General features: G+C 65.6%; 21 protein-coding genes and 2 tRNA genes. 7 read left to right on the forward strand and 16 right to left on the reverse strand.

The genetic code is table 11. The annotated features are described in order from the left end of the window. Window positions 1–57: 57 nt before the first annotated feature. The gene (locus tag BCEP18194_RS33170; protein WP_011355680.1) at window positions 58–1,035 is read left to right on the forward strand and encodes a LysR family transcriptional regulator; all 978 of its coding nucleotides are present in this window, start codon (window positions 58–60) and stop codon (window positions 1,033–1,035) included. A gap of 8 nt (window positions 1,036–1,043) precedes the next feature. Here the strand turns inward: BCEP18194_RS33170 and BCEP18194_RS33175 are convergent, their stop codons facing one another. Further along, window positions 1,044–1,781 (reverse strand): SDR family oxidoreductase, encoded by a 738-nt coding sequence (locus BCEP18194_RS33175; protein WP_011355681.1) that lies wholly within the window; start codon window positions 1,779–1,781, stop codon window positions 1,044–1,046. A 103-nt stretch (window positions 1,782–1,884) separates the two neighbouring features. Here BCEP18194_RS33175 and BCEP18194_RS33180 point away from each other — a divergent pair, with 103 nt between their 5' ends. Both BCEP18194_RS33180 and BCEP18194_RS33185 read left to right on the forward strand, forming a co-directional pair. Then, window positions 1,885–2,841, forward strand: coding sequence for a LysR family transcriptional regulator (locus BCEP18194_RS33180; RefSeq protein ID WP_011355682.1), 957 nt, complete (start codon window positions 1,885–1,887; stop codon window positions 2,839–2,841). A gap of 151 nt (window positions 2,842–2,992) precedes the next feature. Then, the gene (locus BCEP18194_RS33185; protein ID WP_011355683.1) at window positions 2,993–4,381 is read left to right on the forward strand and encodes a nucleobase:cation symporter-2 family protein; all 1,389 of its coding nucleotides are present in this window, start codon (window positions 2,993–2,995) and stop codon (window positions 4,379–4,381) included. A gap of 165 nt (window positions 4,382–4,546) precedes the next feature. Here BCEP18194_RS33185 and BCEP18194_RS33190 read toward each other — a convergent pair whose 3' ends face one another. After that, on the reverse strand, window positions 4,547–5,263 hold the full coding sequence (locus tag BCEP18194_RS33190; protein WP_011355684.1) for an SDR family NAD(P)-dependent oxidoreductase: 717 nt from the start codon (window positions 5,261–5,263) through the stop codon (window positions 4,547–4,549). Between the two features lie 322 nt (window positions 5,264–5,585). On the opposite strand from BCEP18194_RS33190, the gene BCEP18194_RS33195 reads away from it, so the two are divergent. Further along, window positions 5,586–6,011 carry an NUDIX hydrolase gene (locus BCEP18194_RS33195; protein ID WP_011355685.1) on the forward strand — a complete coding sequence of 142 codons (426 nt, stop codon included), beginning with the start codon at window positions 5,586–5,588 and terminating at the stop codon, window positions 6,009–6,011. A 76-nt stretch (window positions 6,012–6,087) separates the two neighbouring features. Here the strand turns inward: BCEP18194_RS33195 and BCEP18194_RS40515 are convergent, their stop codons facing one another. The 12 genes from BCEP18194_RS40515 to fdnG form a co-directional block, all read right to left on the reverse strand. Continuing rightward, on the reverse strand, window positions 6,088–6,300 hold the full coding sequence (locus BCEP18194_RS40515; protein ID WP_081436690.1) for a hypothetical protein: 213 nt from the start codon (window positions 6,298–6,300) through the stop codon (window positions 6,088–6,090). A 224-nt stretch (window positions 6,301–6,524) separates the two neighbouring features. Next, window positions 6,525–7,712, reverse strand: coding sequence for an adenylate/guanylate cyclase domain-containing protein (locus tag BCEP18194_RS33200; protein ID WP_011355687.1), 1,188 nt, complete (start codon window positions 7,710–7,712; stop codon window positions 6,525–6,527). Between the two features lie 27 nt (window positions 7,713–7,739). Beyond that, the gene (locus BCEP18194_RS33205) at window positions 7,740–9,332 is read right to left on the reverse strand and encodes a PAS domain-containing hybrid sensor histidine kinase/response regulator (RefSeq protein ID WP_011355688.1); all 1,593 of its coding nucleotides are present in this window, start codon (window positions 9,330–9,332) and stop codon (window positions 7,740–7,742) included. 626 nt (window positions 9,333–9,958) lie between these two features. Then, window positions 9,959–10,054, reverse strand: a tRNA-Sec gene (locus tag BCEP18194_RS33210). Between the two features lie 110 nt (window positions 10,055–10,164). Beyond that, the gene (locus BCEP18194_RS33215; protein ID WP_011355689.1) at window positions 10,165–10,920 is read right to left on the reverse strand and encodes a Fic family protein; all 756 of its coding nucleotides are present in this window, start codon (window positions 10,918–10,920) and stop codon (window positions 10,165–10,167) included. Window positions 10,921–10,976: 56 nt separating this feature from the next. Next, window positions 10,977–11,072: transfer RNA gene (locus BCEP18194_RS33220), tRNA-Sec, on the reverse strand. 32 nt (window positions 11,073–11,104) lie between these two features. Continuing rightward, window positions 11,105–13,030, reverse strand: coding sequence for a selenocysteine-specific translation elongation factor (gene selB, locus BCEP18194_RS33225; RefSeq protein WP_011355690.1), 1,926 nt, complete (start codon window positions 13,028–13,030; stop codon window positions 11,105–11,107). Beyond that, window positions 13,027–14,466, reverse strand: coding sequence for an L-seryl-tRNA(Sec) selenium transferase (gene selA, locus BCEP18194_RS33230; protein WP_011355691.1), 1,440 nt, complete (start codon window positions 14,464–14,466; stop codon window positions 13,027–13,029). The genes selB and selA overlap by 4 nt, the downstream gene beginning before the upstream one ends. A gap of 73 nt (window positions 14,467–14,539) precedes the next feature. Continuing rightward, entirely contained in the window at window positions 14,540–15,475 is a 936-nt protein-coding gene (gene fdhE, locus BCEP18194_RS33235) for a formate dehydrogenase accessory protein FdhE (RefSeq protein WP_208860718.1), read from the reverse strand. Between the two features lie 107 nt (window positions 15,476–15,582). Then, entirely contained in the window at window positions 15,583–16,209 is a 627-nt protein-coding gene (locus tag BCEP18194_RS33240; RefSeq protein ID WP_011355693.1) for a formate dehydrogenase subunit gamma, read from the reverse strand. Then, window positions 16,206–17,120: a formate dehydrogenase subunit beta gene (fdxH, locus tag BCEP18194_RS33245; RefSeq protein ID WP_011355694.1), complete on the reverse strand. Its 915-nt coding sequence runs from the start codon at window positions 17,118–17,120 to the stop codon at window positions 16,206–16,208. The genes BCEP18194_RS33240 and fdxH overlap by 4 nt, the downstream gene beginning before the upstream one ends. A gap of 10 nt (window positions 17,121–17,130) precedes the next feature. Further along, on the reverse strand, window positions 17,131–20,202 hold the full coding sequence (fdnG, locus tag BCEP18194_RS33250) for a formate dehydrogenase-N subunit alpha (RefSeq protein WP_081436691.1): 3,072 nt from the start codon (window positions 20,200–20,202) through the stop codon (window positions 17,131–17,133). Between the two features lie 142 nt (window positions 20,203–20,344). On the opposite strand from fdnG, the gene BCEP18194_RS33260 reads away from it, so the two are divergent. The 3 genes from BCEP18194_RS33260 (at window position 20,345) to BCEP18194_RS33270 (ending at window position 23,706) form a co-directional block, all read left to right on the forward strand. After that, window positions 20,345–21,280, forward strand: a complete 936-nt coding sequence (locus BCEP18194_RS33260) for a YihY/virulence factor BrkB family protein (protein WP_011355697.1) — start codon at window positions 20,345–20,347, stop codon at window positions 21,278–21,280. Window positions 21,281–21,683: 403 nt separating this feature from the next. Beyond that, window positions 21,684–22,841, forward strand: coding sequence for a porin (locus BCEP18194_RS33265; RefSeq protein WP_011355698.1), 1,158 nt, complete (start codon window positions 21,684–21,686; stop codon window positions 22,839–22,841). 391 nt (window positions 22,842–23,232) lie between these two features. Beyond that, window positions 23,233–23,706, forward strand: coding sequence for a VOC family protein (locus BCEP18194_RS33270; protein WP_011355699.1), 474 nt, complete (start codon window positions 23,233–23,235; stop codon window positions 23,704–23,706). Window positions 23,707–23,857: 151 nt separating this feature from the next. Here BCEP18194_RS33270 and BCEP18194_RS33275 read toward each other — a convergent pair whose 3' ends face one another. Next, window positions 23,858–24,649 carry an AadA family aminoglycoside 3''-O-nucleotidyltransferase gene (locus tag BCEP18194_RS33275; RefSeq protein ID WP_011355700.1) on the reverse strand — a complete coding sequence of 264 codons (792 nt, stop codon included), beginning with the start codon at window positions 24,647–24,649 and terminating at the stop codon, window positions 23,858–23,860. Between the two features lie 279 nt (window positions 24,650–24,928). Further along, window positions 24,929–25,378: an HU family DNA-binding protein gene (locus tag BCEP18194_RS33280; RefSeq protein WP_011355701.1), complete on the reverse strand. Its 450-nt coding sequence runs from the start codon at window positions 25,376–25,378 to the stop codon at window positions 24,929–24,931. Window positions 25,379–25,397: the final 19 nt, after the last annotated feature.

Consider the following 25,397-nt stretch of genomic DNA (forward strand, 5'->3'; position numbering starts at 1 on the left):
CAATCCATAGTTGCGTCGAACGCCATTCCAAACCGTGCAGAAGCGTATCCTGTCGCCATGGAAGACATAGACCTGAATCTCGTCACCGCGCTCGACGTGCTGCTGTCGGAAGGCAGCGTGACCGGCGCCGCGCGCCGGCTTGGCCTGAGCACATCGGCCATGAGCCGCACGCTCACGCGGCTGCGGATCTCCACCGGCGATCCGTTGCTCGTGCGCGCCGGACGCAAGCTCGTGCCGACGCCGCACGCCGCCGCGTTGCGCGACCGCGTGCACGCGATCGCGAGCGATGCGCGCGCGGTGTTGCGGCCGGCGACGGCCGACGTGGACATGGCGACGCACGCATCCACGTTCACCATCCGCGCGGCCGCCTCGTTCATGGAAATGCTGTCCGGCCCGGTGGTCGCCGCACTCGGCGAACTCGCGCCGCACGTGCGCATCCGCTTCGTCCCGAAACCCGACCGCGATCCGCAAGCGCTGCGCGACGGCACCGTCGACCTGGAAATCGGCAAGCGCGGCGACGATGCCCCCGAACTGCACACCCGCATGCTGTTTCACGACTGGCACGTCGCGGTGGCACGCGCCGGGCATCCGCTGTTCGCATCGGGGAGATTCACGCCCGCGCGCTATGCGGCCTACCGTCACGTGATCGCGTCGCAGCTCGGCGATTTCGGCGGGCCGGCCGACGACGCGACCGACAAGGCCGGCTCGGGCCACACCGTGCACGTCGTCGTACCGGGCTACCCCGATGCGATGCGCGTCGCGGCCAGCACCGACCTGATCGCACTCGTGCCGCGCTCGAGCCTCGGCAACGCGTTCTCACCGGGGCTCACGGAAGCCCTCGGGCTGCGCAGCTTCGAGACCCCGGTGCGCCTGCCCGAGATCCTCGTATCCGCGCTGTGGCATCCGCGCATGCACGGCGACCCCGTGCACCGTCGCCTGCGCGATGCGGTCATCGTCGTCTGCCAGCGGGCCTATCCGGATGCCAGCGCGCCACGCCCGCCGGCACGCCGCACCGGCACGCGCACGGCAGGATGACACGCGGCTCAGACCAGCCGGCCACCGCCGTCGATGTGCAGGATCTCCCCGTTCATGAAGCCGTTGCCCAGCAGGAACGCGATCGCTTCCCCCACTTCATCGGCGCGCCCAACGCGGCCGCCGGGCAATGCCGCCGCGGCACCCGCGAGGATCGTGTCGCGCGCTTCCGGGCCGAACGCGTCGTACAGCGGCGTCTCGACGAAGCCCGGCGCGACGACGTTCACGCGAATAGGCTTCAGTTCCAGCGCGAGCGACTGCGCCAGCGCCTCGACGCCGCGCACGGCGGCGGCAATGACGGACACGCCCTGCGCGGCCGGACGATCCGACAGTTGTCCGCCGGTCAACACGATCGAGCCGGTCGCGGGCATCAGCGGCAACGCGGCCCGGATCGCGTAGACCGGCCCGGCGATACGCTCCTGCAGTGCGGCGAGCAGGTGATCGGGATCGGTCTCGTTCAGCTTGCCGGCAATGAACCGGCCGGCCGTGACGACCAGGTGATCGACGCGCGTGATCGTGTCGAATACGGCCTGCACTGCATGCCGGTCCGCGATGTCGGCCACCGCGACGTGCGCGCCGCCGATCGCTTGCGCGGCAGACTCGAGCTTCGCACGGGTCCGGCCGACCAGCGTGATGCTGGCGCCTTTCGCCTTCGCGGCCGCCGCGGCCTCGAGGCCGATGCCGGAGCTCCCGCCGAATACCACGACGTGCGCACCATCCAGTGCCGAAGATTGCGTTACCTCGTTCATGTCGACTCCTCATCAGGGATTGAAGGTTCACGAACGTTAGGTCATTCCCCATTGCGCAGGAACGTGGGAGACTTGAATAAGGTTCATGCCATAAAGGAATAAGATGGATTCACTGCGATCCATGCGCGTGTTCGTTCGCGCCATCGAGCTCGGCAATTTCTCGGCGGTTGCGCGCGAGGAAGGCACCGGCCAGCCGACGATCAGCAAGATCGTCGCCGCGTTCGAAAAGGAACTGGGCGTTCGCCTCCTCGAACGCTCGACCACGAGCCTCGCACCCACCGACGAAGGCCGCCGGTTCTACGATCGCTGCAAGCGCGTGATCGACGAATACGCGAGCGCGGTGGCCGAGGTGCGCGGGCAAACGGTGCGACCGGTCGGCAAGCTGGTCGTCAATGCGCCGCTGGGGTTGGGTGAACTGAGGCTGAACGCACTCGTGCTCGAATTCCTCGCCGCGTGGCCGGAGATCGAGGTCGAGCTGCAATTGACCGACCGCGTGATCGACCTGGTCGAAGAAGGCGTCGACGTCGCCATTCGCCTCGGCAACCTGCTGCCGCCGGATGCCGTGGCGCGCCACATCGCGTCGTCGCCGCGCTTGCTGGTCGCCACGCCGGGGTACGTGTCGCAGGCGCCGAAGCTCCGCCGGCCGGACGACCTCGCGAAGCACGAGTATGTCGGCTACGCGCGCGCCGACATCGCCAACGAACTGGCCTTCGCGCGCGGCGACGAGCAGGTCGTCGTTCCGGTGCGCGGCCGGTATCGCGTGAACAGCTCGATGGCACTGCGGGAATGCTTCCTGGCAGGCCACGCGGTGGGCAGCGGGCCCGCGTGGCTCGTTCAGGACCTGATCGACAGCGGTCAGCTCGTCCGGTTGCTGCCGAAGTGGGACATGGTGCCACCGCATACGCTGCACCTCGTGTACGCGTCGCGCCGGTATCTGCCGCTCCGGACCCGCACGTTCCTGCAGTTCATGGAGCAGCGAATTCCCGAGCTGCCCGGGTTCCATGCGACCACCGCGCCGACCACCACCCCGACCGCGCCCGCATCGCGGCAGCCCCGCTGACCGGCGGGCGCCGCGTACACGGCCGGCCCGGGCACCGATCCGCCACCGTTTTTCCGCTCCGTCGAATCCCCGCTACTGCAGCCCACCCGGCGGCGGCGACGGGCCGTTCGGCTAAAATGCCGCACTTTCCACCTTGTCCGGCCCGCTCGCCATGCAACCCGCCTCCCCCGCCCAACCCGCCGCCCACGGCGCCGACGCCGCAGATTCGGCCCGCGACCTCGTCTACGGCCCGAACGACCGGCCGGCGCCGATGGTCGCCTTCGTCGCCGCGCTGCAGCACCTGTTGGCGATCATCGTGCCGATCGTCACGCCCGGCCTGCTGATCTGCCAGGCACTCGGCGTCTCCAGTCGCGATACGACCCTTATCGTGTCGATGTCGCTGGTGATTTCCGGCATCGCCACCTTCGTCCAGTGCAAGCGCTTTGGCCCGCTGGGCGCCGGCCTGCTGATCGTCCAGGGCACGAGCTTCAACTTCGTCGGCCCGCTGATCGCCGGCGGCAGCCTGATGGTCAAGCAAGGCACGCCGGTCGAGACCGTGATGGCCGCGATCTTCGGCGTCGTGATGGCCGGGTCGTTCGTCGAGATGGGCGTATCGCGCATCCTGCCGTTCGTGAAGCGCCTGATCACGCCGCTCGTCACCGGCATCGTCGTGCTGCTGATCGGCCTCACGCTGATCAAGGTCGGCCTCATCAGCATGGGCGGCGGCTTTGGCGCGATGGCGAAAGGCACCTTCGCGAGCGCGGAGAACCTGACACTGTCCGGCCTCGTGCTCGGCACGATCATCCTGCTGAACCGCGTGCCGATCGTGTGGGTGCGCAGCACCGCGCTCGTCATCGCGCTCGTCATCGGCTATCTCGCGGCCGCGTTCCTCGGCCGCCTCGACTTCACCGGCATGCACCAGGCCGCGCTGTTCCAGGTGCCGACGCCGCTGCACTTCGGCATCGGCTTCTCGTGGTCGCTGTTCGTGCCGATGCTGATCATCTACCTCGTCACCTCGCTCGAAGCGATCGGCGACGTCACGGCCACCAGCAAGATTTCGAGCGAGCCGGTCGAAGGCCCGGTGTGGATGCAACGGATCAAGGGCGGCGTGCTCGTCAACGGCGCGAACTCGCTGCTGGCCGGCGTGTTCAACACGTTCCCGAGCTCGGTGTTCGCGCAGAACAACGGCGTGATCCAGATCACCGGCGTCGCCAGCCGCCACGTCGGCATCTGGATCGCGGGGATGCTCGTGGTGCTCGGCCTGTTCCCGGTCGTCGCCGGCGTGCTGCAGGCCGTGCCGGAGCCTGTGCTCGGCGGCGCGGCGATGGTGATGTTCGGCGCGGTGGCCGCATCGGGCATCAACATCCTCTCAGGCGTCCATCTCGATCGTCGCGCGCTGCTGATCATCGCGGTGTCGCTCGCGCTCGGCCTCGGCGTGTCGCAGGTGCCGGACATCCTCAACAGCCTGCCGCACGCACTGAAGAACGTGCTGGAATCGGGCGTGGCAACGGGCGGCATCTGCGCGCTCGTGATGAACTGGTTCCTGCCGGAAAAGAAGTAACCGGATGAACCGCACGACGCGCGGTGCGCCTGACGGGCTGCGCCGCGCGTCGTACCGGTCGGCACCCGCAACGCCCGGTGCAGGCTGCGCGATCAACGCATCGCCAACCGGCCGATTCCGGTCACGCCACCCGTCGCCCCGATGACACTCGGGGCCGCGTCCCCCTCAAAACCGCTCGTCCGCTATCGCCGGCATCACCAATTCCCGTACGAACGCCGCATCGGACAGATGCAGCAGCGTACGCACGACAGCCACCACGTCGTGAACCGGCACCAGCCCGCCATCGCCGCGCGCTGCGGCCTCGTCGACCGGAACGGACAACGCATCGTCGGTATTCAGGTTGCCGAGTTGCAGGCACGTGACGGCCAGCCGGCTGCCTCTGAATCCTTCGCGCAACGCATCGGCCACGCCGTTCAGCGCGAACTTCGACGCGCCGAACGCGACTTCCGGCCGCCCGCTTTGCCGAAGCGCGGACGTCGAACCGGTCAGGATGACTTGAGGCTTGCGTGATTGCAGCAAGCGCGGCACCAGGCGCTTGAGCAGCAGCAGCGTGGCCGTGATGTTGACGTTCACCAGATCGACGATCGCGTCGTCCGGCTCGTCCAGGAACGCATAGTCGCGCGTGAAGGCTGCCGCCTCCCAGATGCCCACGTTGCAGATCAGCACATCGAACGCGGACGGTGCGGCCTGCGCAATGTGCGCGGCGGCTTCGGCAGGCGACGCCATGTCGGCCTCGATCCACTGAAGCTCGACACCCGGCGGCAACGTCATTGCGTCCGGACGCCTGCGCGATACGCCGATGACGGTGTCGCCGGCACGGCAGACGCCTTCAACGAACGCACGGCCCAGCCCTCTGCTGGCGCCGACAATCATGATTCTCATGGCGGGTTTCCCGATGATTGTCGCGACCCACGTTACCGGCGGCCGCATTTGAGCGCGCCGTATCGGGCTCCCTGCGAAGCTGGCTCGCAGGGAAAGCGCATACGGACAGTCCGGCGATCGTAACGTATCGCGGCGATGCGAAGCGGCATACCCCCAACCGTCGCAAGGGCGTCCGGCCCGGCCGGACCATGCCATGTGTCCCGCACCCCACCCGGCATGTTCGACGTGTCTCCGGACAATCGGCCGCGTGTCGACGGCGATCAAACGTCAAACCCGGTCAGGCCGGCTTGGCCGATCGTTTTGTGCTGGTTAGAATCACTATATGTCCCAAGTCCCCGTACCCACCAACGCCCCCGAAGCGAGCGCCGTCCCGGTCAAGGAACGCGCGACCGTCGTCTGCTACCGCGGCGAACAAGTCTTGCTCGTTGCCCGCGCAGCGTCGCGCTGGGCTCTCCCGGGCGGCACGATCAAGCGCGGGGAAACGCCGCTCGAAGCCGCGCATCGCGAGTTGTGCGAAGAAACCGGCATGACCGGCCAGCATCTCGTCTACTCGATGCAGTTCACCGGGCTCGCCAAGATCCATCACGTGTTCTTCGCGGAAGTCGGCCCGGACCAGATGCCGCAAGCGAACAACGAGATCGAGAAATGCAAGTGGTTTCCGATCGACAGCGTCGATGGGTTGCGCGCCAGCATTCCGACGAAGCGAATCGTCGAACTCGTTTACCAACACGAAATCACCAAGGCGTAGCGCGTGACGGGCACGCGCCCCCATGAGCCGGCGGGCCGGCCCGGATCACCCTGCGTGGATCAGCGGGCGTGAGCGCTCAGTGCGAACGCCTTCTTCGCAACTCGTGCGTGGAATAGACGACCAGAAAGATGCCCAGCATCGCGGCGCCGGACGCCATGAAGTCATTTGCGCTTCCCGAGTTGCGCAGGACTTCAGGAAAAATGCCGAGACTCAATCCTGCGACAGCAAGCAGCAATCCTGCAGCCACGCCCCAGATCGGTCCGGTGGTCTTGTCGATTTTAGTTTTCATACAGCACCCGTCTACAGTCATTACCTGAACGGTATCGGCAAGGGACGCCGCGTCTACCTTCAGTGATTCGACTATAGCCCGGAAAAAATTCGCAAACTTTTAGTGCTTTTCCCGATCAAGTTTCGCCCGTCGCATTCGCTGGCACTACCGCGCTTCATTTTCATTCGATGCCGTGACAACCGGCGAAATGGCATGTCGATCCGCACCGGTCATTCATTCCAGCCTCAAATGGGCGACAAACCGGCTCTGCCGACCACGAACCACGTGCGGAATTCGCCCATCCCTTTCGCCGCGATCAACCCGCGCTCCTCGAAGACGAACGCTTCACCGAGCATGACTCGCGTCGCATCCGTCACCTGCACACGCCCGGCGACGCCCTGCGATTCCATCCTGCTCGCGAGATTGACGGCCGCCCCCCACAGGTCGTAGATGAATTTGCGCTTGCCGATCACGCCGGCCACGACCTCGCCGCTGTTGATGCCGATTCGCAATTTCAGGTTGCAGTGTCTGGCCGCGTTGAAACGGGCCAGCGCATCGATCATGTCGAGTGCCATGTGGGCGGCCCGCGTCGCGTGATCCGCAGCAGGAACGGGTAGCCCCGCGGCCGCCATGTACGCGTCGCCAATCGTCTTGATCTTCTCGAGGCCGCAGTGGTCGGCAATGGTGTCGAAGCCGGTAAAGATCTCGTTGAGCATTTCGACGAGCTGCTCGGGACGCATGCCGGCCGAGAAGCCGGTGAAGTCCACGATGTCCGCGAACAATACCGACACATCGGCGAAGCGGTCCGCGATCACTTCCGGAAAACTCCCGGCGATGTCGTCGAGATGCACCTTCAGCCGCTCGGCGATCGGATAGGGCAGCATATTGAGCAGCAGCCGCTCCGACACCTTCTGCTCGGCCACGACCTTCGCATACAGGCTCTGCAATTCGCTGCTCTGGCGGCGAATCAGCACATGGCTCGCCTCCACCTCCCGCACCTTCTGCTCGAGTGCGTCACCGCGCTTGCGCAACTCCCGGTGCAGCAACCGGACTTCCAGCATGTTGCGAACCCGCATCAACACTTCCGCCAGATCGAATGGCTTGCTGATGAAGTCCTTCGCACCGGCCTGCAACGCGCGCAGCTTGTGAGCCGGCTGCGCGGTGATCACGATGACCGGGAGATAGCTGTCCGCCTCGAGCGATTTCAGGCTTTCCATGACCTGGAAACCGTCCGTGCCGGGCATCTGCAGATCCAGCAGGATCAGATCGTAGTGGCGCCGGCGATGAAGGTCGTGGACGACGGATGCATCCGCTGTCGATTCGACGCGTGCATACCCCGCCCGGCGCAGGATCTGCTCGAGAAGCAGGATATTGGCTTCCAGATCATCGACGACCAGGATCCGGGCGTCGAGAATCGCTGACGAATCGATCATGGTTCCAGCCCTGACGACCTGTCCACACTATTTCCGCGCCGTCGCCAGCGCAATGGCTTCAACCAGCGCGCGCATGAACGGGGCGATCTTGATCGGCTTGATCAGATAGCGGAAGAAACCCGCCGCCAGGCCTTCCTCGACGTCATGCGGCATCGCATTCGAACTGAGCGCGACGACCGGAATGTCCGCCGTCTCGGGATACTTGCGCAACAGGCCGAGCGCTTCGATCCCGCTGATGTCGGGCAGGTTGATGTCCATCACGATCACCCGCGGCTGCACGCTGCGCGCCAGCTCCACGCCGAGCCGGCCCGTCGGGGCACCGAGCATGCGCAGGTCCGCGCGCCTCGCGATCAGTTGCTCGACAAGCTTCAGGTTGGCCGGATTGTCCTCGATATAGAGCACGGTATGCACGAACGCCCCGGCTGCATCGTTGCCGGTCCCGCCCGAGGCCGGCGTGCCGGGCTGTGTGGCACGTGTCGCGGCCATTTCCGGCGCAGGCGCCGAATCCAGCTCGATCCAGAAGACACTCCCCTTTCCGGGTGTACTGTCGACACCGATGCCGCCCCCCATCAACTCCATCAGCCGCTTCGCGACCACCAGACCGATGCCCGTGCCCTCTTCGGGGCCGGCTTCCTGTCCGAGGCGGTTGAACGGCTGGAAGAGCCTGCCCACCTGCTCCGGAGACAGGCCCGGCCCCGTGTCACTGACACTCACGCGAACCCGACCCGGCACGGGCGCGCTGCAGGTGACGTCGACCGCGCCCGACGGGCAGTTGTATTTGACCGCGTTCGACAGCAGATTGACCAGCACCTGCTTGACGCGCGTGCGGTCGGCGCGGACATGGCATGGCGCCTCGCCCTGCGGAAAGGTCATCCGGATACCCCGTTGCCCCGCCTGCGTCACGATCATCGAATCGCACTCTCGCAGGACGTCGTCCAGCGATACGGATTCGGGCGAGATTGCCACTTGCCCGGCGTCGATCTTCGCGAGATCGAGCACGTCGTTGATCAGTTCGAGCAGATGCCATCCTGCCCGCAGGATCTGGTCGATGCTCGCCTGTTGCGACGGGGTGGGCGGTGGAGAATCGGTCGCCATCAGTTGAGCGAACCCGAGGATCGCATTGAGCGGGCTGCGCAGCTCGTGGCTCATGCTGGACAGGAAGTCCGATTTCGCGCGGTTGGCTCGCTCGGCCGCGGCCAGGGCTTGCTTGCGGTCGTCGATGTCGGTGACCGTGCCGACCCACTTCACGATATTGCCGTTCGCATCCTTCAACGGCGACGCACGTTCCAGGTGCCATCGATACGTGCAATCGGACGCTCGCCAGATGCGCATTTCGATTTCGTATTCAGTCCCGCTTGCAATCGCGCGCTCCCAGTGCGCGACTTCGGTTTGCACGTCATCCGGATGGATCGTCGACATCCAGTTCCACCCCTCTACTTGAGCAAACCCCAGCTCCGTATATTTTTCGATCCGGCGGTTGACATAGTCGACCGAGCCGTCGGGCCTGGCCGTCCATACGATGTGGGGTATCGCATCAGCAAACGACCTGAAACGCCGCTCGGTGTCGTCAACTTCGGTTTCCGGACAAGCGCGATTCGTCGATACGAGCGGTTGTGTCATGATGCAACCCCAAATCAAACGCGGCAGCAACTGTGACGAAGCCACTGAACCCCGTGGGCACGGGTTTGGGTGCTTCCAGGATCAGAAGCGATCCGTCTAACGACATTCGACTGCGAGTCCACCCGGGCGCATTGCCATGTCACGGCCCTCAGCATCTCGCAAGCATCAACAATGCGCCAAGTACGAGGCAGTGTGCAAGGGCGCGCAGACCAACGCTTCCGCTGCTTCACGAATCGTTTCGTTGATATCCGGCGCTATAGCGGGCGACGATCTGCACGGCTGCTCGCTCGGCGCGAGGACGGGATCGATCAGGTCTCCGACAGAGTCTCGGTACCCGACGGCCGGTTTCCGCACCCCGCGGTTCGCAATCTGCCCATACCGGCCACTGCCATCCGGGTCATGACCCGGCGTCACCTCGTTCGGAAACCGCAGTGCGCTGCGTCGACGCAACTGTCGTCCAACCCTGTCGCCCCTACCCGCAAACCCACATTGCTACCCCTGCTTCATGAGGACAATGCGCGGGACGTCAAACGGTAGTCGCAAGCGCACCGCGCTCATGAATCACGCCGAAATCAAGGATAGAGAGGGTGTCTGCGGAAGCTATCGGAATACCGGATAGCCTTGACTGGCGGAAGGCAGCAGGAGTCGAACCTACCCGGGAGTGTCTGACACCCCCAACCGGGTTTGAAGCCCGGCCGTACCACCGGATACGAATGCCTTCCGTGGAGAAAAGTACGCCAGGCAGACGGCACATCTACCGGAGTCGAACTAACGGGCCCGGACAGGACGCCGCAGTGATCGAGCCAACCTGACAAGCGTTCGGAATGGCTCTCTACGTGCGCAACCCGAGCACGCCGAGGTAGGCATCGAGCGAGCGCTGCACCGACTCGGCCACCAGGCGCGTAATGCCGCTGTAGTCGCCGATCGTGCACGCCTCGTCCAGCGTATCGTAGTAAGCCAGCCGATCTTCCTTGCGAATGACCGCTGGCGGATAGCCAGACTTCATCAGTTCGAAATTCAGCAGCAACCGCCCCGTTCTTCCATTGCCGTCGACAAACGGATGGATCTTCACGAACCGCGTATGCAGTTCGGCGGCCCGTGCCACAGGATGCATCGCTCCCGCCTGCGTGTCCCAATCGATGAGCGCGGCCATTTCAGCCGGCAAATGCAGGAAATCCGGTGGCGTCGTGCTTGCGCCTGCGATCACGACGTTCTCCCGACGATACCTGCCAGCCTCGCCGTCGTCGATTCCCTTCAATACCAGCCCGTGAATATTCCGGATCTGCCACTCGGACAGCATCTCCTGCTTGCCGACAATTTCTTCGACATAGAGAATCGCGTCGCGATGATTGGTGGCCTCGAAATGCTCGCGCAGCGATTTTCCGCCGACCGTAATACCTTCGAGCACAACCTTCGTTTCCCGCAAGGTCAGCGTATTGCCTTCGATCGCATTCGAGTGATAAGTCCATTCCAGCATCAGCTTTTCGCGCAATGACGCCAGCGTATGCGGCGGAAGCGGTCGCGCCGCGTCCAGCTTTGCCTTGTCGGCATCGACGGCTTCCAGCAGAAGCGATACGGACGAATCCATGAAATCACCAAAATCGACCAATGCGCGCCATTTTACTCCGCGTCGGGAGTGGCGACTGGCGGAAGGCAGCAGGAGTCGAACCTACCCGGGAGTGTCTGACACCCCCAACCGGGTTTGAAGCCCGGCCGTACCACCGGATACGAATGCCTTCCGTGGGAAAAAGAATCAAAAGAACAACGAGCGCCTACGCCTGAATACCCACCCAACCGCTGTCAGGCCGCAGGAGGTGAAGATCGCGGTGGAAGCGAGTATACCCAACCCGGTCGAAGAACTCGAGAATCTGGATCGCGCGCTTGCGGCCGAGCCCCGTCGCGTCGCGGAACGTCGCGGCATCGAGCCCGCTGTCGCGCGACGTCGCGAGATGCGCAACCAGCTCCGCAAGCTCGCGCACGACATCCGCGTGATAGAACAGGTCGCGCACGACCTGGTGCACGTCGCCGCGCCGCGCGAGCTTGCGCAGCAAGGTCCGCACCGCGTCCTCGGCCGCGCCCGTGTCGCGGGCCAGGTCGCGCACCCACGGCGGACCGAAGCGCCCCGCGTGAATCAGCGGCAGCAGTTGCTGCGCCAGCGCCTCCTCGCGCGGCTCGAGGCTCACCGAATGCGACGGCAGGTGCAGCCACGGCCCGCTTCGCGCGACTTCGCCGCCGGCCACCAGCGCGTCGACAAGCGCGCGCCACAGCGCATCGCCGGCGAGCGGCGCAGCCATCCGCCGCAAGCGTGCGGCGTCGAGCCCCTGCTCGTCGGGCATGCGCTCGTGATACGCACGCAGCGTATCGATCGCCCGCGTCTGCAACGCACGCCAGTGCGCCTGGGCAATTACCGCGCCGTCGTTCGACGCGGCATCGCGCTGCCCGATCGCCAGCGCGTCTTCCGGCAGCGCCAGCGCATTCGGCGCGAAACCCGTCAGATGCGTGAGCGTCGCGCGCGGGATGCCGAGCGGCGCCTGCGCGAGCAGCGCATCGAGACGGCCTTCGTCGAGCCATTCGGCCAGCGCGTCGAGCCATGCGCGGCGCTGAGGCGTACGACGCTTGCGCGCCGGGCCAAACGGGTCGAGCACGCGACCGCCGCCAACCGTGCGCGTCGCCTGCGGATTGCGGACGATGAACCGGTCGCCCGGCAGCGCAAACACCGGCTCGTCGAATACCAGTTGCACGCGCATCCGCTGGCCGGGCGCGAGCGTGTCGCCGTCGAGCAGCGCGACATGCGCGACGCGATGCAGCGTGCCGAGATGCACGTGCAGCGGCGCCCAGTGCGTCAGCGTGAGCCCAGCCTCCGCGAGCAGCGTCAGGTCGACGTCGAGACGCGGCGACGTCGCGACGAGCCGCGCATCGGCGACGGTGTCTCCTCGCGCGACATCGGCCTTGTCGACCCCGGCCAGATTCAGTGCGCAACGCTCGCCCGCGCGGCCGGCCTCGACCGGCCGGTTCTGCGCATGGATGCTGCGCACGCGCGCCGCGCCGCCCGTGCGCACGATCGCGAGCGTGTCGCCGGTCGCGACGCGGCCCGCGAACGCGGTACCCGTCACGACGGTGCCCTGCCCCGCGAGCGTAAACACGCGATCGACCGCGAGCCGGAACAGCCCGTCGTCGCGACGGGCACGCCACGCGATCGCTGCATCAGCCAGGTAGCGCTTCAACGCGGCGACGCCCGGATCGTCCACAGCCGTCGCACGCGTTTCGAAAATCGACACGCCGGCCAGCGTCGAGTCGTTCAGCCACGCGACGATCTCGTCGCGCACTTCGGCCACGCGCGCGGCGTCGACGCGATCGCACTTAGTCAGCGCGACGGCACCGTGCGTAACGCCAAGCAGCTGCAGGATCGCGAGATGCTCGCGCGTCTGCGGCATCACGCCGTCGTCGGCCGCAATCACCAGCAGCGCGAAGTCGATCCCGCACGCGCCGGCCGCCATCGTATGAATCAGCTTCTCGTGGCCCGGCACGTCGATCAGGCCGAGCACGTCGCCGTTGTCGAGCGGCGTATACGCGTAACCGAGTTCGATCGAGATGCCGCGCGCCTTCTCTTCCTTCAGGCGATCGGTGTCGACGCCCGTCAGCGCGCGCGCCAGCGTCGTCTTGCCGTGGTCGATGTGTCCGGCGGTACCGACGATCATGCAGCGGACCCCGCGAGCGGCACGCATTGCGCGACGAATACCGCCTCGTCGGCGGCTTCGAGGCAGCGCAGGTCGAGCCGCAACGCATTGTCGGCCACGCGGCCGATCACCGGGCGCGGCCATTCGCGCAGCCGTTTCTCGAGCTGCGCCAGTGCACGGCCGCCGCGCTTGCCGTCCGCCGTGCGCACGACGAGCCCAGCGCTCGGTAGCTGGTCGACCGGCAGCGCGCCGCTGCCGATCTGGCTGAACATCGGCTCGACCGTCACGTCGAAACCGCTGCCGAGCGCGGCCTGCAGCGCCGGACGCACGCGTTCGGCGGCGTCGGCGATCTCGCGATGCGGGCGCGTCAGCAGGCGCAGCGTCGTGAGCCGGTCACGCAGGAACTCGGGTGATTGGTAGAGGCGCAGCACCGGCTCGAGCGCCGCGAGCGTCAGCTTGCCGACGCGCAGCGCGCGCTTGAGCGGATGTTTCTTGATCTTCGCGATCAACGCGCGATCGCCGACGATCAGGCCGGCCTGCGGCCCGCCGAGCAGCTTGTCGCCGCTGAACGTGACAACGTTTGCTCCGGCGGCGACGGTTTCCTGCACGGTCGTCTCGTGCGGCAGGCCCCATTGCGACAGATCGGCGAGCGTGCCGCTGCCGAGATCGACGGCAACGGGCAGCCCGTGCTCGCGCGCGAGCGGCGCGAGTTCGGCAAGCGTCGTCTCCTTCGTGAAGCCGCTGATCGCATAGTTGCTGCAGTGCACCTTCATCAGCAGCGCGGTGCGCGGGCCGATTGCGTCCGCGTAGTCGCGCAGATGGGTGCGGTTGGTCGTGCCGACTTCGCGCAGCTTGGCGCCCGCGCGGCTCATGATGTCGGGGATGCGGAATGCGCCGCCGATCTCGACCAGCTCGCCGCGCGACACGACGACTTCCCGCTTCGTCGCCAGCGCCGACAGTGCCAGCAGCACGGCCGCCGCATTGTTGTTGACGACGGTCGCGGCTTCCGCGCCCGTCAGTTCGCACAGCAGATCGTCGATCAGGTCGTCGCGATCGCCGCGGCGGCCCGTGGCGAGGTCGAATTCGAGGTTGACCGGCCGCGTGAGCACGTCGACCACCGCGCGCACCGCATCGTCGGGCAACAGCGCGCGCCCGAGGTTCGTGTGCAGCACGGTGCCGGTCAGGTTGAACACCGCGCGCACCGCGCCCGCGCTCTGCGCGGCCAGCGTGCGCGCGACAGCCGCGGCGATGCGCGGCTCGTCGAGCGGTTCGGCCGCGGCCGGATCGTGCTGCGCGGCCGTACGCCAGCGGTCGAGCTCGGCACGCACCGCGTTCAGCACGCGCGTGCGGCCGTAGTCGGCCAGCAGCGGTTGCAGCGGCGCCGACGACAGCACGCGCTCGACCGACGGCACGCGCGCCAGCACGGCATTCAGTTCATTCAAACCGGGTTCGGTCACGTCGGGGTGGCTCCAGTCTCATGCTTCGCAGCGGGCCGGCGCCGGCGCTCGCGCACCGCCCCGGCCCCTGCCGTCAATCCGCTTCCCGCGAAACATCCGGCCACAGCAGCGGGTTCGGCGAACTACGCTGGTAACCGGCTTCGTTCATCAGCAGGTCGAGCGTGAGACTCGCGAGATCGTCCGCCAGCGGCTCGAACTCGTAGTCCTTCTCCTGATAGCCGATCTTGCGATAGGTCTTGCACTCGTCGCACGATTCGGCCTTGACGGCTTCGCTGCCGCCTTCGATCCCGTGATACGCGATGCCCTTCGTCGAATCGCAGTGCGAGCACTTCGTGCGCACCATGTGCCACTCGGTCGTGCACAGCCCGCATTGCAGGAAACGGTAGCCCTGGTACTGGCCGCCGACCCGCACGACGCTCGCAACAGGATGCGTGCCGCACACGGGGCACAGCCCCGGCTGGTCGAGATACGGGACGTCGGCCGGCGCAACGCGGCTGGCGAGGTCCGTCCAGGCGACCTGCAGCGCGGCCATCAGGAACGGCGCGGTAGCCGGGTCGACTTCGGCGAAACGCAGCGCGAGGATCGCGTCGGCTTGCGCGTCGAGTTCGGCAGGCGCCATCAGGCGGAGCCGGTCGAGCAGCTTCGCGAGCTGCGGGTTGACGAGCCCGGCGCCGTCGACGCGATCGAGCAGTTCGTACAGCACGGCACGCCAGCGCGGATCGCGCTCGCCGTCGAGCGCCGGCACGAGCGGCATCGAATGCTCCTGCGCACGCGCGATCGCTTCCTTCGACGGCAGCGGCAGGTCGAGCGTTTGCAGTGTCGCGTGCTGCGCATCGGCGACGGTGGCCATCAGCCGCAGGTAGCCGCTGATCGGGTTCAGGTCGGCCAGCTTGCGCAGCCGCGCGGCGCGCGCCGAGAACACGGTGGCGCGCTCCGGCAGGCGAAAGCGCGGGATGGCCGATTGATCGAGTGCCGAGATCTCGGTCGGTTCGAGGATGCGTTGTGTCACAAAAATGTCTTCCAAATAAACAAGCGCCGACAGGTCGGCGCTTCAGGCGGTTCCGACGGCTGACGGGCCGGCCCGCCGCGATCGGCGAGCCGCCCCGCTCCGGTGCGTTATTTCACGCTTTCACGGAACCACTTCGGGTGATGCTTGCGAGCCCAGCCCAGCGTGACGGTGCCGCGCACCATCGCGCCGATCGAGCCCTTCACCCACAACGCCGCGTAAATGTGCACGATGATGCTCGCGATCAGCACGAAGGCCGCCACGGCATGCACGACAGCGGCCGCGCGGATCACCCCGATCGGGAAGTAGAACGAGAAGTAGCGCCGCCAGATCACGACTCCCGACAGCAGGAGCAGCAACAGGCATGCCACCAAGGTAAAGAATAGCAGCTTCTGCCCGGCGTTATAGCGCCCGACAGGCGGCAGCTTGTCTTCCTGGTTGGTCAGCACGTCGCCGATCTGCTTGAGCCACTGCCGGTCGTCCGCGTCGAGCGCGTTGTGATGCCAGAAGCGCACCACCAGGATCGCGAACGACACGAACATCACGAGGCCGACGAACGGATGCAGGATCCGCGTCCACTGGCCGCCGCCGAACAGCGCGGTCAGCCAGAACATCGACGGATGGAACAGCGCGAGCCCGGACAACGCGAGCAGCACGAACGTGATCGCGGTGATCCAGTGGTTCGTGCGCTCGTTCGCCGAGTAGCGGACGATCAGGTTGGGGTCGTCGTGATTCATTTCGCGTCCTCCTTGATGCGTCGCGCCTCGTCGCGCGCGGCTTGTTCCTCTTCGTCGCTCACCTCGTTCGGACCGACCCGCACATAGTGGAAGAACCCGGCAAGCGCGGTCAGCGCGATGCCGGCCACCGCGAGCGGTTTCGCGATGCCCTTCCACAGCTTCACCATCGGGCTGATCGACGGATTGTCGGGCAGCCCGTGGTACAGCGACGGCTTATCGGCGTGGTGCAGCACGTACATCACGTGCGTGCCGCCGACGCCTTGCGGGTCGTACAACCCCGCATGCTCGAAGCCGCGCTCCTTCAGGTCCTCGATCCGCTCGGCCGCGTGCTGCTTCATGTCCTCCTTGGTGCCGAACACGATCGCGCCCGTCGGGCAGGTCTTCACGCAGGCCGGTTCCTGGCCGACCGCGACGCGGTCGGAACAGAGCGTGCACTTGTACGCGCGATGATCCTTCTTCGAGATCCGCGGAACGTTGAACGGGCAACCGGTCACGCAATAGCCGCAACCGATGCAGTTCTCCTCGTGGAAATCGACGATCCCGTTGTTGTACTGCACGATCGCGCCCGGCGACGGACACGCCTTCAGGCAGCCCGGATCCTCGCAGTGCATGCAGCCGTCCTTGCGGATCAGCCACTCGAGGTCGCCCGCCGGGTTCTCGTATTCGGAGAACCGCATGACCGTCCACGAATGCTCGGTCAGGTCGGCCGGGTTGTCGTACACGCCGACGTTGGTACCGACTTCGTCGCGCAGGTCGTTCCACTCCATGCACGCCGTCTGGCATGCCTTGCAGCCGATGCACTTCGATACGTCGATCAGCTTCGCGACACTCCCGGTCACCGGTTCGCGCACCGTGGGCGGTGGCGTCGTGGTGGCCGAGACGCGCTTGATATCCAGCGATTGCAATGCCATCTCTTCCCCCTTACGCCTTTTCGACCTTCACCAGGAACGACTTGAATTCCGGTGTATAGGAGTTGCCGTCACCCACGGACGGAGTCAGGGTATTGGCGAGATAGCCGGGCTTCGTCAGACCCTTGAAGCCCCAATGCAACGGGACGCCGACCGTCTGGACCTTCTTGCCGTCGACCGTCAGCGGCTTGATCCGCTTCGTGACGAGGGCGACCGCGATGATGTAGCCGCGCTTGGACGACACCTTCACGCGCTCGCCATGCGCGACGCCGACTTCCTTCGCGAGGTCTTCGCCGATTTCGACGAATTGCTCGGGCTGGATGATCGAGTTCAGCCGCGCATGCTTGGTCCAGTAGTGGAAATGCTCGGTCAGCCGGTACGTCGTCGCCACGTGCGGGAAATCCGCCACCTTGCCGAACGACGCGCGGTCGTCCGGGAACACGCGGGCAGCCGGGTTGTTCAGCGCCTGCGGGTTGTTCGGGTGCAGCGGGTTCGCGTCGAGCGGCGTCTCGAACGGCTCGTAGTGCTCGGGGAACGGACCTTCGTTCATCCCCGCCCGTGCGAAGAAGCGCGCGACGCCTTCCGGGTTCATGATGAACGGCCCCATCCCGTTTTCGGGCGATTCGTCCACCTTGAAGTCCGGCACGTCGGCCCCCTTCCACGCGCTGCCGTTCCAGCCGATCAGCTTGCGGGTCGGGTCGAACGGCTTGCCGGCGACGTCGCACGACGCGCGGTTGTACAGGATCCGCCGGTTCGCCGGCCACGCCCACGCCCAGTTCAGCGTCTGGCCGATGCCGGTCGGGTCGGAGTTGTCACGCCGCCCCATCTGGTTGCCGGCCTGCGTCCAGGCACCGCAGAAGATCCAGCAGCCGCTCGCGGTCGTGCCGTCGTCCTTCAACTGCGCGAACGCGGCCAGCTGCTCGCCCTTCTTCACGAGCGTCTTGGCCGGATCCTTCGGATCGGGCAAATCGGCGAGTGCCTTCCCGTTGAACTCCATCGCGAGCTCTTCGGGTGTCGGGCTTTCCGGGTTCGCGTACGGCCAGGTCAGGTTGACGATCGGATCCGGATACTTGCCGCCGTCCGTCTGGTACATCTTGCGCATGCGCAGGAACAGCCCCGACATGATCTCGAGGTCGCTCCTCGCCTCGCCCGGCGGCTCCGCGCCCTTCCAGTGCCATTGCAGCACGCGGCTCGAACTCACGAGCGAACCGTTTTCCTCCGCAAAGCACGTGGTCGGCAGACGGAACACCTCGGTCTGGATCTTCGACGAATCGACGTCGTTGTAGTCGCCGTGATGCTTCCAGAATTCGGAGGTTTCGGTCGCGAGCGGATCCATGATCACGAGCCACTTCAGCTTCGCGAGGCCGGCTGCCGTCTTCACCTTCGACGGCGACGCCGCAAGCGGGTTGAAGCCCTGGCAGATGTAGCCGTTCATCTTGCCGGCATTCATCAGCTCGATCACCTGCAGCAGGTCGTACTGCTTGTCCAGCTTCGGCAGGTAGTCGTAGCCCCAGTTGTTCTCGGCGGTCGCCGCGTCGCCCCACCAGGACTTCATGAAGCTGACGTGGAAGGCCTTGTAGTTCTTCCAGTAGCTCAACTGGTTCGGCCGCAGCGGCAGCTGCACGCGCTTCTTGATGTAGCCGTCGAAATCCTGCTCGGCCTGCATCGGCAGCGTCATGTAACCCGGCAGCAGGTTCGACATCAGCCCGAGGTCGGTCAACCCCTGGATGTTCGAGTGGCCACGCAGCGCGTTCATCCCGCCGCCGGCGATGCCGATGTTGCCGAGCAGCAGCTGCACCATCGCGCCGGTGCGGATGATCTGCGCGCCGATCGAGTGATGCGTCCAGCCGAGCGCGTACAGCACCGTACCGGCGCGGCCGGGAACGGCGGTGGTCGCGAGCATCTCGCACACCTTCAGGAACTTCTCCTTCGGCGTGCCGCAGACCTGCTGGACCATGTCCTGCGTATAGCGCGCGTAATGCTGCTTCAGCAGGTTGTACACGCAACGCGGATGCTGCAGCGTCGGGTCGACCTTCACGAAGCCGTCGTCGCCGCGCTCGTAGTCCCAGCTCGATTTGTCCGGGTACGCGTGCTTCTCCGCGTCGTAGCCGGAATAGATGCCGTCGTTGAACGCGAAATCCTCGCGCACGATGAACGAGAAGTCCGTGTAGTTCTTCACGTACTCATGCTGGATCTTGTCGTTCGTCAGCAGATAGTTGATGACGCCGCCCAGGAAGACGATGTCGGTGCCGGTGCGGATCGGCGCGTAGTAGTCGGCCACCGAGGCCGTACGCGTAAAGCGCGGGTCGACGACGATCAGCCGCGCCTTGCGGTGCGCCTTCGCCTCCGTTACCCACTTGAAACCGCACGGATGGGCCTCGGCTGCATTGCCGCCCATCACGAGAATCACGTCCGCGTTCTTGATGTCGACCCAATGGTTCGTCATCGCTCCACGGCCAAACGTCGGGGCAAGACCTGCCACCGTCGGGCCATGTCAGACACGCGCCTGATTGTCGAATGCGAGCATCCCGAGACTGCGGACCGTCTTGTGCGTCAGGTAGCCGACCTCGTTGCTGCCTGCCGACGCGGCCAGCATGCCGGTGGTCAGCCAGCGGTTGACCTTCGCACCGTCCTCCGCCGTCTCGACGAAATTCGCGTCGCGGTCGGCCTTCATCAGCTTCGCGATGCGGTCGAGCGCGTCATTCCACGAGATCGGTTCCCACTTGTCCGAGCCGGGCGCACGATACTCGGGGTGCGTCAGGCGGCTCGGGCTGTGGATGAAGTCGATCAGGCTCGCGCCCTTCGGGCACAGCGTGCCGCGATTGACGGGATGGTCGGGATCGCCTTCGATGTGGATGATGCTCGGCTGGGCGTTCTTCGCGCCGTCTCCGAGGCTGTACATCAGGATGCCGCAACCCACTGAACAGTAAGGACAGGTGTTGCGCGTTTCGACTGTGCGCGCCAGCTTGTACTGTCGGACTTCGGCGAGCGCTTCGGATGGAGAGAAGCCCATCAGGGCTAGACTCGATCCGGCAAGCGACGTAGCCGTCACCTTCAGGAACTGGCGCCGGGACATTTGTAGCATGGCTGGTCTCGGCGTTATTGTGGGGGTGGGGAAACTGAAAGGAATTATAGACAGTTCGCGCAACTATGTTCGAATCCTCGGATCAATACTGAATTGTCTGATTACCAACGATGATCCGCGTTCCGCGCGCCACCGAACCGTCATGAAACGACAGATCACCTCCGAAGCCACCCGTCTCGCGCAACAACAGGCCAACTGGGCCCTCACCGCGTTCAGGCGCTTCTCGTCCGACCGCTGCTCCGCGATGGCCGCGGGCATCGCATTTTTCTCCGCGTTTTCGCTCGCGCCGATGCTCGTGATGGTGATCGCGGTGGCCGGCTGGTTCTACGGCGACGATGCCGCGCGCGGCCAGGTGTTCGAACAGGCGCACCAGCTGATCGGCGACGACGCGGCGGCCAGCATCCAGACGATCGTGCAGAACGCGCACCGCGCGGGCGAGCGCGGCGGCCTGGCCACCCTGATCTCGTTCGCCGCGCTCGCGATCGGCGCGTCGGCCACCTTCGCGTCGCTCAGCGCCGCGCTCAGCGTGATCTGGCCGGCCACCGAGAACCGCTGGTCGAGCATGCTCGGGCTTGTGCGCGTGCGGCTGATCTCGTTCGGGCTCGTGCTCGGCGTCGCATTCCTGTTGATCGTGTCGCTCGTGCTCGACACCGCGATCACGTTCGTCGGCACCTGGCTGCTGGGCAATTCGCCGTATGTGATCGTCACGAACCTCGTGCAGTTCTTCGTCGGCATCGCGGTGCTCGCGGCCGCGTTCGCATCGTTGATGAAGTTCCTGCCCGATGCGCGCGTCGCGTGGCGCGACGCCGCGATCGGCGGCATCGTGTCCGCGATCCTGTTCTCCGGCGGCAAGAAGCTGTTCGCGCTGTACCTCGCGCATGCGGGCACCGCAAGCGCATTCGGCGCAGCCGGATCGTTCGCGGTCCTGCTGATGTGGTTGTACGTCTCCGCGATCGTGCTGCTGCTCGGTGCGGAATTCGCGGCCGCTCGAGGCAACGCGCATCGACTCGCGGGTACCGTCGCACCGAGCGCTTCTGCGCAAACCGATCGCCCCGCCGATCGCACGCGCGACGACTGACCCGCCCTTTCAAAACGTCGCGGCACGCCCGCTCACACTCGTCCGCCGCTTTGCAACCACGCTGTCCACAGCGCATTCGCGCGGTGTTGACACGCTCTTTGCATGCGCACGCATCCGTTGCCGCAACCGCAAACGTTTGCAAGCTTCCATTTCCGTGCGACAACGGGCCAAAACAGGCGTCCTGCTGCGATGCGCATCAACTATCGAAACAATCGCACCGCAGCAAATGTCAACTTTTTCAAAAACAGAAACAGTCGTTAATGTGCTTGATATATATAGACTTTTTCTCGCTGTTACCTTTTCGAGACACTTTATTTTTTAAGCTTTCTTGCGCCGATGGCACTGAGCTATTCTCCAATCCGCAACAAATAACGATGAATCACTTGCGTGGAGATACTCAACGATGAAGAAACTCGCTCTCTCGACCCTCTCGCTCGCCCTGCTGGGTGCCGCTGGCGCTGCTCACGCTCAATCGAGCGTCACGCTGTACGGCGTGATCGACACGTCGATCGCATGGGTGCACGGGAATGACGGTCAAGCCAACAATTCGTGGCAAATGCTGTCGGGCAACCTGCAAGGCAGCCGCTTCGGCCTGAAGGGCGCAGAAGACCTCGGCGGTGGCCTGAAGGCGATCTTCCAGTTGGAAAACGGCTTTGATCCGGGCACCGGCAAGCTGAACCAAGGCGGTCGCATGTTCGGCCGTCAAGCATTCGTCGGCCTGGAAAGCAACCAGTACGGTACGCTGACGCTCGGCCGCCAGTACGACCCGCTGGTCGACCTGGTCCAGGCAGTCACGGCAGACAACTACTTCGGCAGCACGTTCGCAACGCCGGGCGACGTCGACAACAACGACAACAGCCTGCGCGTGAGCAACGCAATCAAGTACACGTCGCCGGTGATCGCCGGCTTCCAGGCTGAAGGCATGTACGCCCTCGGCGGCGTCGCAGGCAAGACGGGCGCTGGCCAGACGTGGTCGGTCGCAGCTGCATACAACAACGGCCCGGTCGGCGTTGCTGCAGGCTACTTCTACGCGAACAACCCGTCGCCGACGACCGCTGGCCTCCGTTCGGGCTGGGGCTCGACGACGTCGGACAACATCGTCGACGGCCCGATCAACTCGGGTTACGCATCGGCCAAGTCGATCGGTATCGCGCAAGTTGCAGGTCAGTACGTGATCGGCCCGGTGACGGTCGGCCTCGGCTACAGCAACGCACAGTACAAGCCGGACGCATTCTCGGGCTTCGGCTCGACCGAGAAGTACAACACGGGCCGCGGCTTCGTGACGTACCAGGTCACGCCGCCGCTGCTGCTGGGCCTCGGCTATTCGTACACGAAGGCGAGCGGCGACACGGACGCCAAGTACCACCAGGTTTCGCTGGGTGCGGACTACTCGCTGTCGAAGCGCACGGACGTCTACCTGGTTGGCGCGTACCAGCACGCAAGCGGTACGCAGCTCGTCAACGGCGTGCAGCAAAGCGCACAAGCTTCGATCGGCTCGTACGGCTTCGCCGGCAAGAGCTCGGCCGAAATGGTCGCACTCGGCCTTCGCCACAAGTTCTAAAAACGACGTATCCGGTGTGCATGGCGTCTCCGGACGCCTTGCCGCCGAACTGGAAAGCCAGTCATCGGTTTCGGCCGTGGCTGGCTTTTTTTTCGTCCGTCGCCAGCGGGCCGGCATGGCCTGCCCCCGCCGTCGGCCGACACCCGGGCACCCGATGCACGTCACCCGCCTGACAGCGGCGCCTGGCGGCTGCAATGCACCGGCAACACGATTTCCTGATGCAGGGCGCTCTCGCCATGTGCGCGCCGGACGACTACCATCCGCACTGTCGGTGCCATGGACCCGGTGCGACGGCCGTTCGCCCCGGCGTGTCGATTTCGACCATCTTCATTCGTCGTATCGAGGTCGGCACGCGATTTGCGCCCCGGCCAATACAGACAGGAGATACGCCATGACGATTCAGAAGATCACGCCTTTCCTCTGGTACGCGGCGGAAGCCGAAGAAGCCGCCGCTTTCTATGCGGGCATCTTTCCGGATTCGCGCATCGTGCGCGTCACCGCGGTGCCCGGCACCGACGGCACGCGGATGGTGGAGTTCGAGCTGTTCGGGCAGCCGTTCTTCGCGATGAGCCACCCGCGCACCGACACGTTCAACCACGCGATTTCGCTGCTGGTCAGTTGCGCCGACCAGGCGGAACTCGATCGCTACTGGAACGCGCTGCTCGACAACGGCGGCACGGCCGACGCCTGCGGCTGGCTGAGAGACCGCTACGGCGTGTCGTGGCAGATCGTTCCGGAAACGCTGATCCCGATGATGTCCGACCGGGACACCGTCAAGGCCACGCGCGTGGCCGCCGCGATGATGCAGATGATCAAGCTCGACGACGCCACGCTGAAAGCCGCCTACGCCGGTACGGCGGGCTGACGAATCAGCCCGTCGCACAGCGCGTGCGCGATGACGCGCCGGGTCGCCGACCGGCGTCCGGCTCGACCGCATGCGCGTGCGGCTGCCGCGCAAATGCCGACGATCTTCATCGGCGTCGCCCGCGAGCCGATCACGTGCGCGGCATCTGCCGCTACGTCGACAGCATCGATTCGACCGTTCGCCGCGCGTAGCCGATGAACGCAGCGAGAGGTTCGCCCGACGGGATCGCCGCCTCTTCCTCGCCGCCGAGATAGGCGGCACGCGCCGCCGCGACAACCGGCCGGTATGTTTCCGGCAGGCGCTCCAGCACCCATGTCGCAGCGACGTCCTTGGGCGCGATCCTGCCGGTCGCGGCGCTGTACCAGATGCGCGCGAGCGCGAGCACCACGTTGCACGCGTCGCCGCGCCAATCCGGTTCGGCATTCCACTGCGCAACGGTGGCCAATAGCGCTGCGACAAAATCCCGTGCGGGCACTTGCTCGAACAGCGCGGCCGCCGGCGAGCCGGCCAGCACGACACTATGCTGCCGCACCTTCGTCAACAGGATCGCCAGATCGTGATCGACGAGCGCCGGCTCGACGATGCCGGCTTCGAGGTCGCAACGCAGCCACTCGCCGAACTGCAGTTCGCGCCGCGCCGGGTGACGCCACGGCACGACTTCGTCGTGCGCGACGACGGTCACTTCCAGTGCGCGCATGCCGTCGACGCGACCGGGCGGCGCCGACACCGCGAGCAGGTCGAGCATCAACGCGCGTCGCGTCGGCTCGTCGGGCCGGGCGGACACCGTCACCAGCAGGTCGACGTCGCTGCGCGGTTTCAGCCCGCCGTCGAGCGCCGATCCGAACAGATGGATCGCCATCAGCGTCGCGCCGAGATGCCGCTCGATCGTGTCACACGCAGTGGCGACCTGGGCTGCGATTTCGTCGGGAATGAATTCAATCACGATGCGTGTGCCTCGCGATGCGCACGCAACCGGCACCGCGAGCGCGACGGGCAGCGGCGGATCCGCCGCATGCGCGGAAGAAGATTAGCGTTCGTCATCGTGCGTGCGCAGCGCGTCTTCCGTCGTGCGTCACGCGTCGAACCCGACCTTCCGCCATTTCGCTGCTTCGCTGTCGCGCGATTTGCGCAGCGCAATAAAAATCCCCGCACGCTTTCGCGTACGGGGATCGTCGGACATCGCAACGGCTGCCGACATGCATTCGGCAACCGCTGCGCGGCATTACGCTGCCGCGTCCTTCAGCTTCTTCAGCGCACGTGCCTTCACGCGCACGCTGGCCGGCTTCGCCGGGAACCAACGCTCTTCGCCCGTGAACGGATCCTTGCCGAAGCGCTTCTTCTTCGCCGGCACGACTTGTGCCGTGATCTTCAGCAGACCCGGCAGCGTGAACTCGCCCGCGCCCTTCTTGTGAACCGAGCCCAGCACGACGTTCTCGAGTGCGACGAGCACTGCCTTGACAGCCTTCACTTCGACAGCTGCGCGCTCAGCGATGTGCGTTGCGAGCGATGCCTTCGTGAACTTGTCCTTCAGCGGCGTCGGAGCAGCCGGTGCCGCCTTCGCGACAACCTTCTTGGCTACTACTTTCTTCGCGGGCGCAGCCTTTTTGGCAGCCACTTTCTTGGTGGCCGGTGCGGCAGCCTTCTTGGCCACCTTTTTTGCGGAAGTCGCCATGTTTCTCCTACCAGGTGTG

It is taken from the genome of Burkholderia lata (assembly GCF_000012945.1).
GTDB lineage: Bacteria > Pseudomonadota > Gammaproteobacteria > Burkholderiales > Burkholderiaceae > Burkholderia > Burkholderia lata.

Bases quoted from the DNA above. Each gene is read 5' to 3' on its own strand.
- BCEP18194_RS33180 (WP_011355682.1), top strand. From the start codon at position 1,885: ATGGATTCACTGCGATCCATGCGCGTGTTCGTTCGCGCCATCGAGCTC.
- BCEP18194_RS33200 (WP_011355687.1), bottom strand. From the start codon at position 7,712: ATGATCGATTCGTCAGCGATTCTCGACGCCCGGATCCTGGTCGTCGAT.
- BCEP18194_RS40515 (WP_081436690.1), bottom strand. From the start codon at position 6,300: ATGAAAACTAAAATCGACAAGACCACCGGACCGATCTGGGGCGTGGCT.
- BCEP18194_RS33260 (WP_011355697.1), top strand. From the start codon at position 20,345: ATGAAACGACAGATCACCTCCGAAGCCACCCGTCTCGCGCAACAACAG.
- BCEP18194_RS33270 (WP_011355699.1), top strand. From the start codon at position 23,233: ATGACGATTCAGAAGATCACGCCTTTCCTCTGGTACGCGGCGGAAGCC.
- BCEP18194_RS33190 (WP_011355684.1), bottom strand. From the start codon at position 5,263: ATGAGAATCATGATTGTCGGCGCCAGCAGAGGGCTGGGCCGTGCGTTC.
- selB (WP_011355690.1), bottom strand. From the start codon at position 13,030: ATGATCGTCGGTACCGCCGGACACATCGACCACGGCAAGACGACGCTG.
- BCEP18194_RS33185 (WP_011355683.1), top strand. From the start codon at position 2,993: ATGCAACCCGCCTCCCCCGCCCAACCCGCCGCCCACGGCGCCGACGCC.
- BCEP18194_RS33240 (WP_011355693.1), bottom strand. From the start codon at position 16,209: ATGAATCACGACGACCCCAACCTGATCGTCCGCTACTCGGCGAACGAG.
- BCEP18194_RS33175 (WP_011355681.1), bottom strand. From the start codon at position 1,781: ATGAACGAGGTAACGCAATCTTCGGCACTGGATGGTGCGCACGTCGTG.
- BCEP18194_RS33265 (WP_011355698.1), top strand. From the start codon at position 21,684: ATGAAGAAACTCGCTCTCTCGACCCTCTCGCTCGCCCTGCTGGGTGCC.
- BCEP18194_RS33205 (WP_011355688.1), bottom strand. From the start codon at position 9,332: ATGACACAACCGCTCGTATCGACGAATCGCGCTTGTCCGGAAACCGAA.
- BCEP18194_RS33280 (WP_011355701.1), bottom strand. From the start codon at position 25,378: ATGGCGACTTCCGCAAAAAAGGTGGCCAAGAAGGCTGCCGCACCGGCC.
- BCEP18194_RS33195 (WP_011355685.1), top strand. From the start codon at position 5,586: ATGTCCCAAGTCCCCGTACCCACCAACGCCCCCGAAGCGAGCGCCGTC.
- BCEP18194_RS33170 (WP_011355680.1), top strand. From the start codon at position 58: ATGGAAGACATAGACCTGAATCTCGTCACCGCGCTCGACGTGCTGCTG.
- BCEP18194_RS33215 (WP_011355689.1), bottom strand. From the start codon at position 10,920: ATGGATTCGTCCGTATCGCTTCTGCTGGAAGCCGTCGATGCCGACAAG.
- fdxH (WP_011355694.1), bottom strand. From the start codon at position 17,120: ATGGCATTGCAATCGCTGGATATCAAGCGCGTCTCGGCCACCACGACG.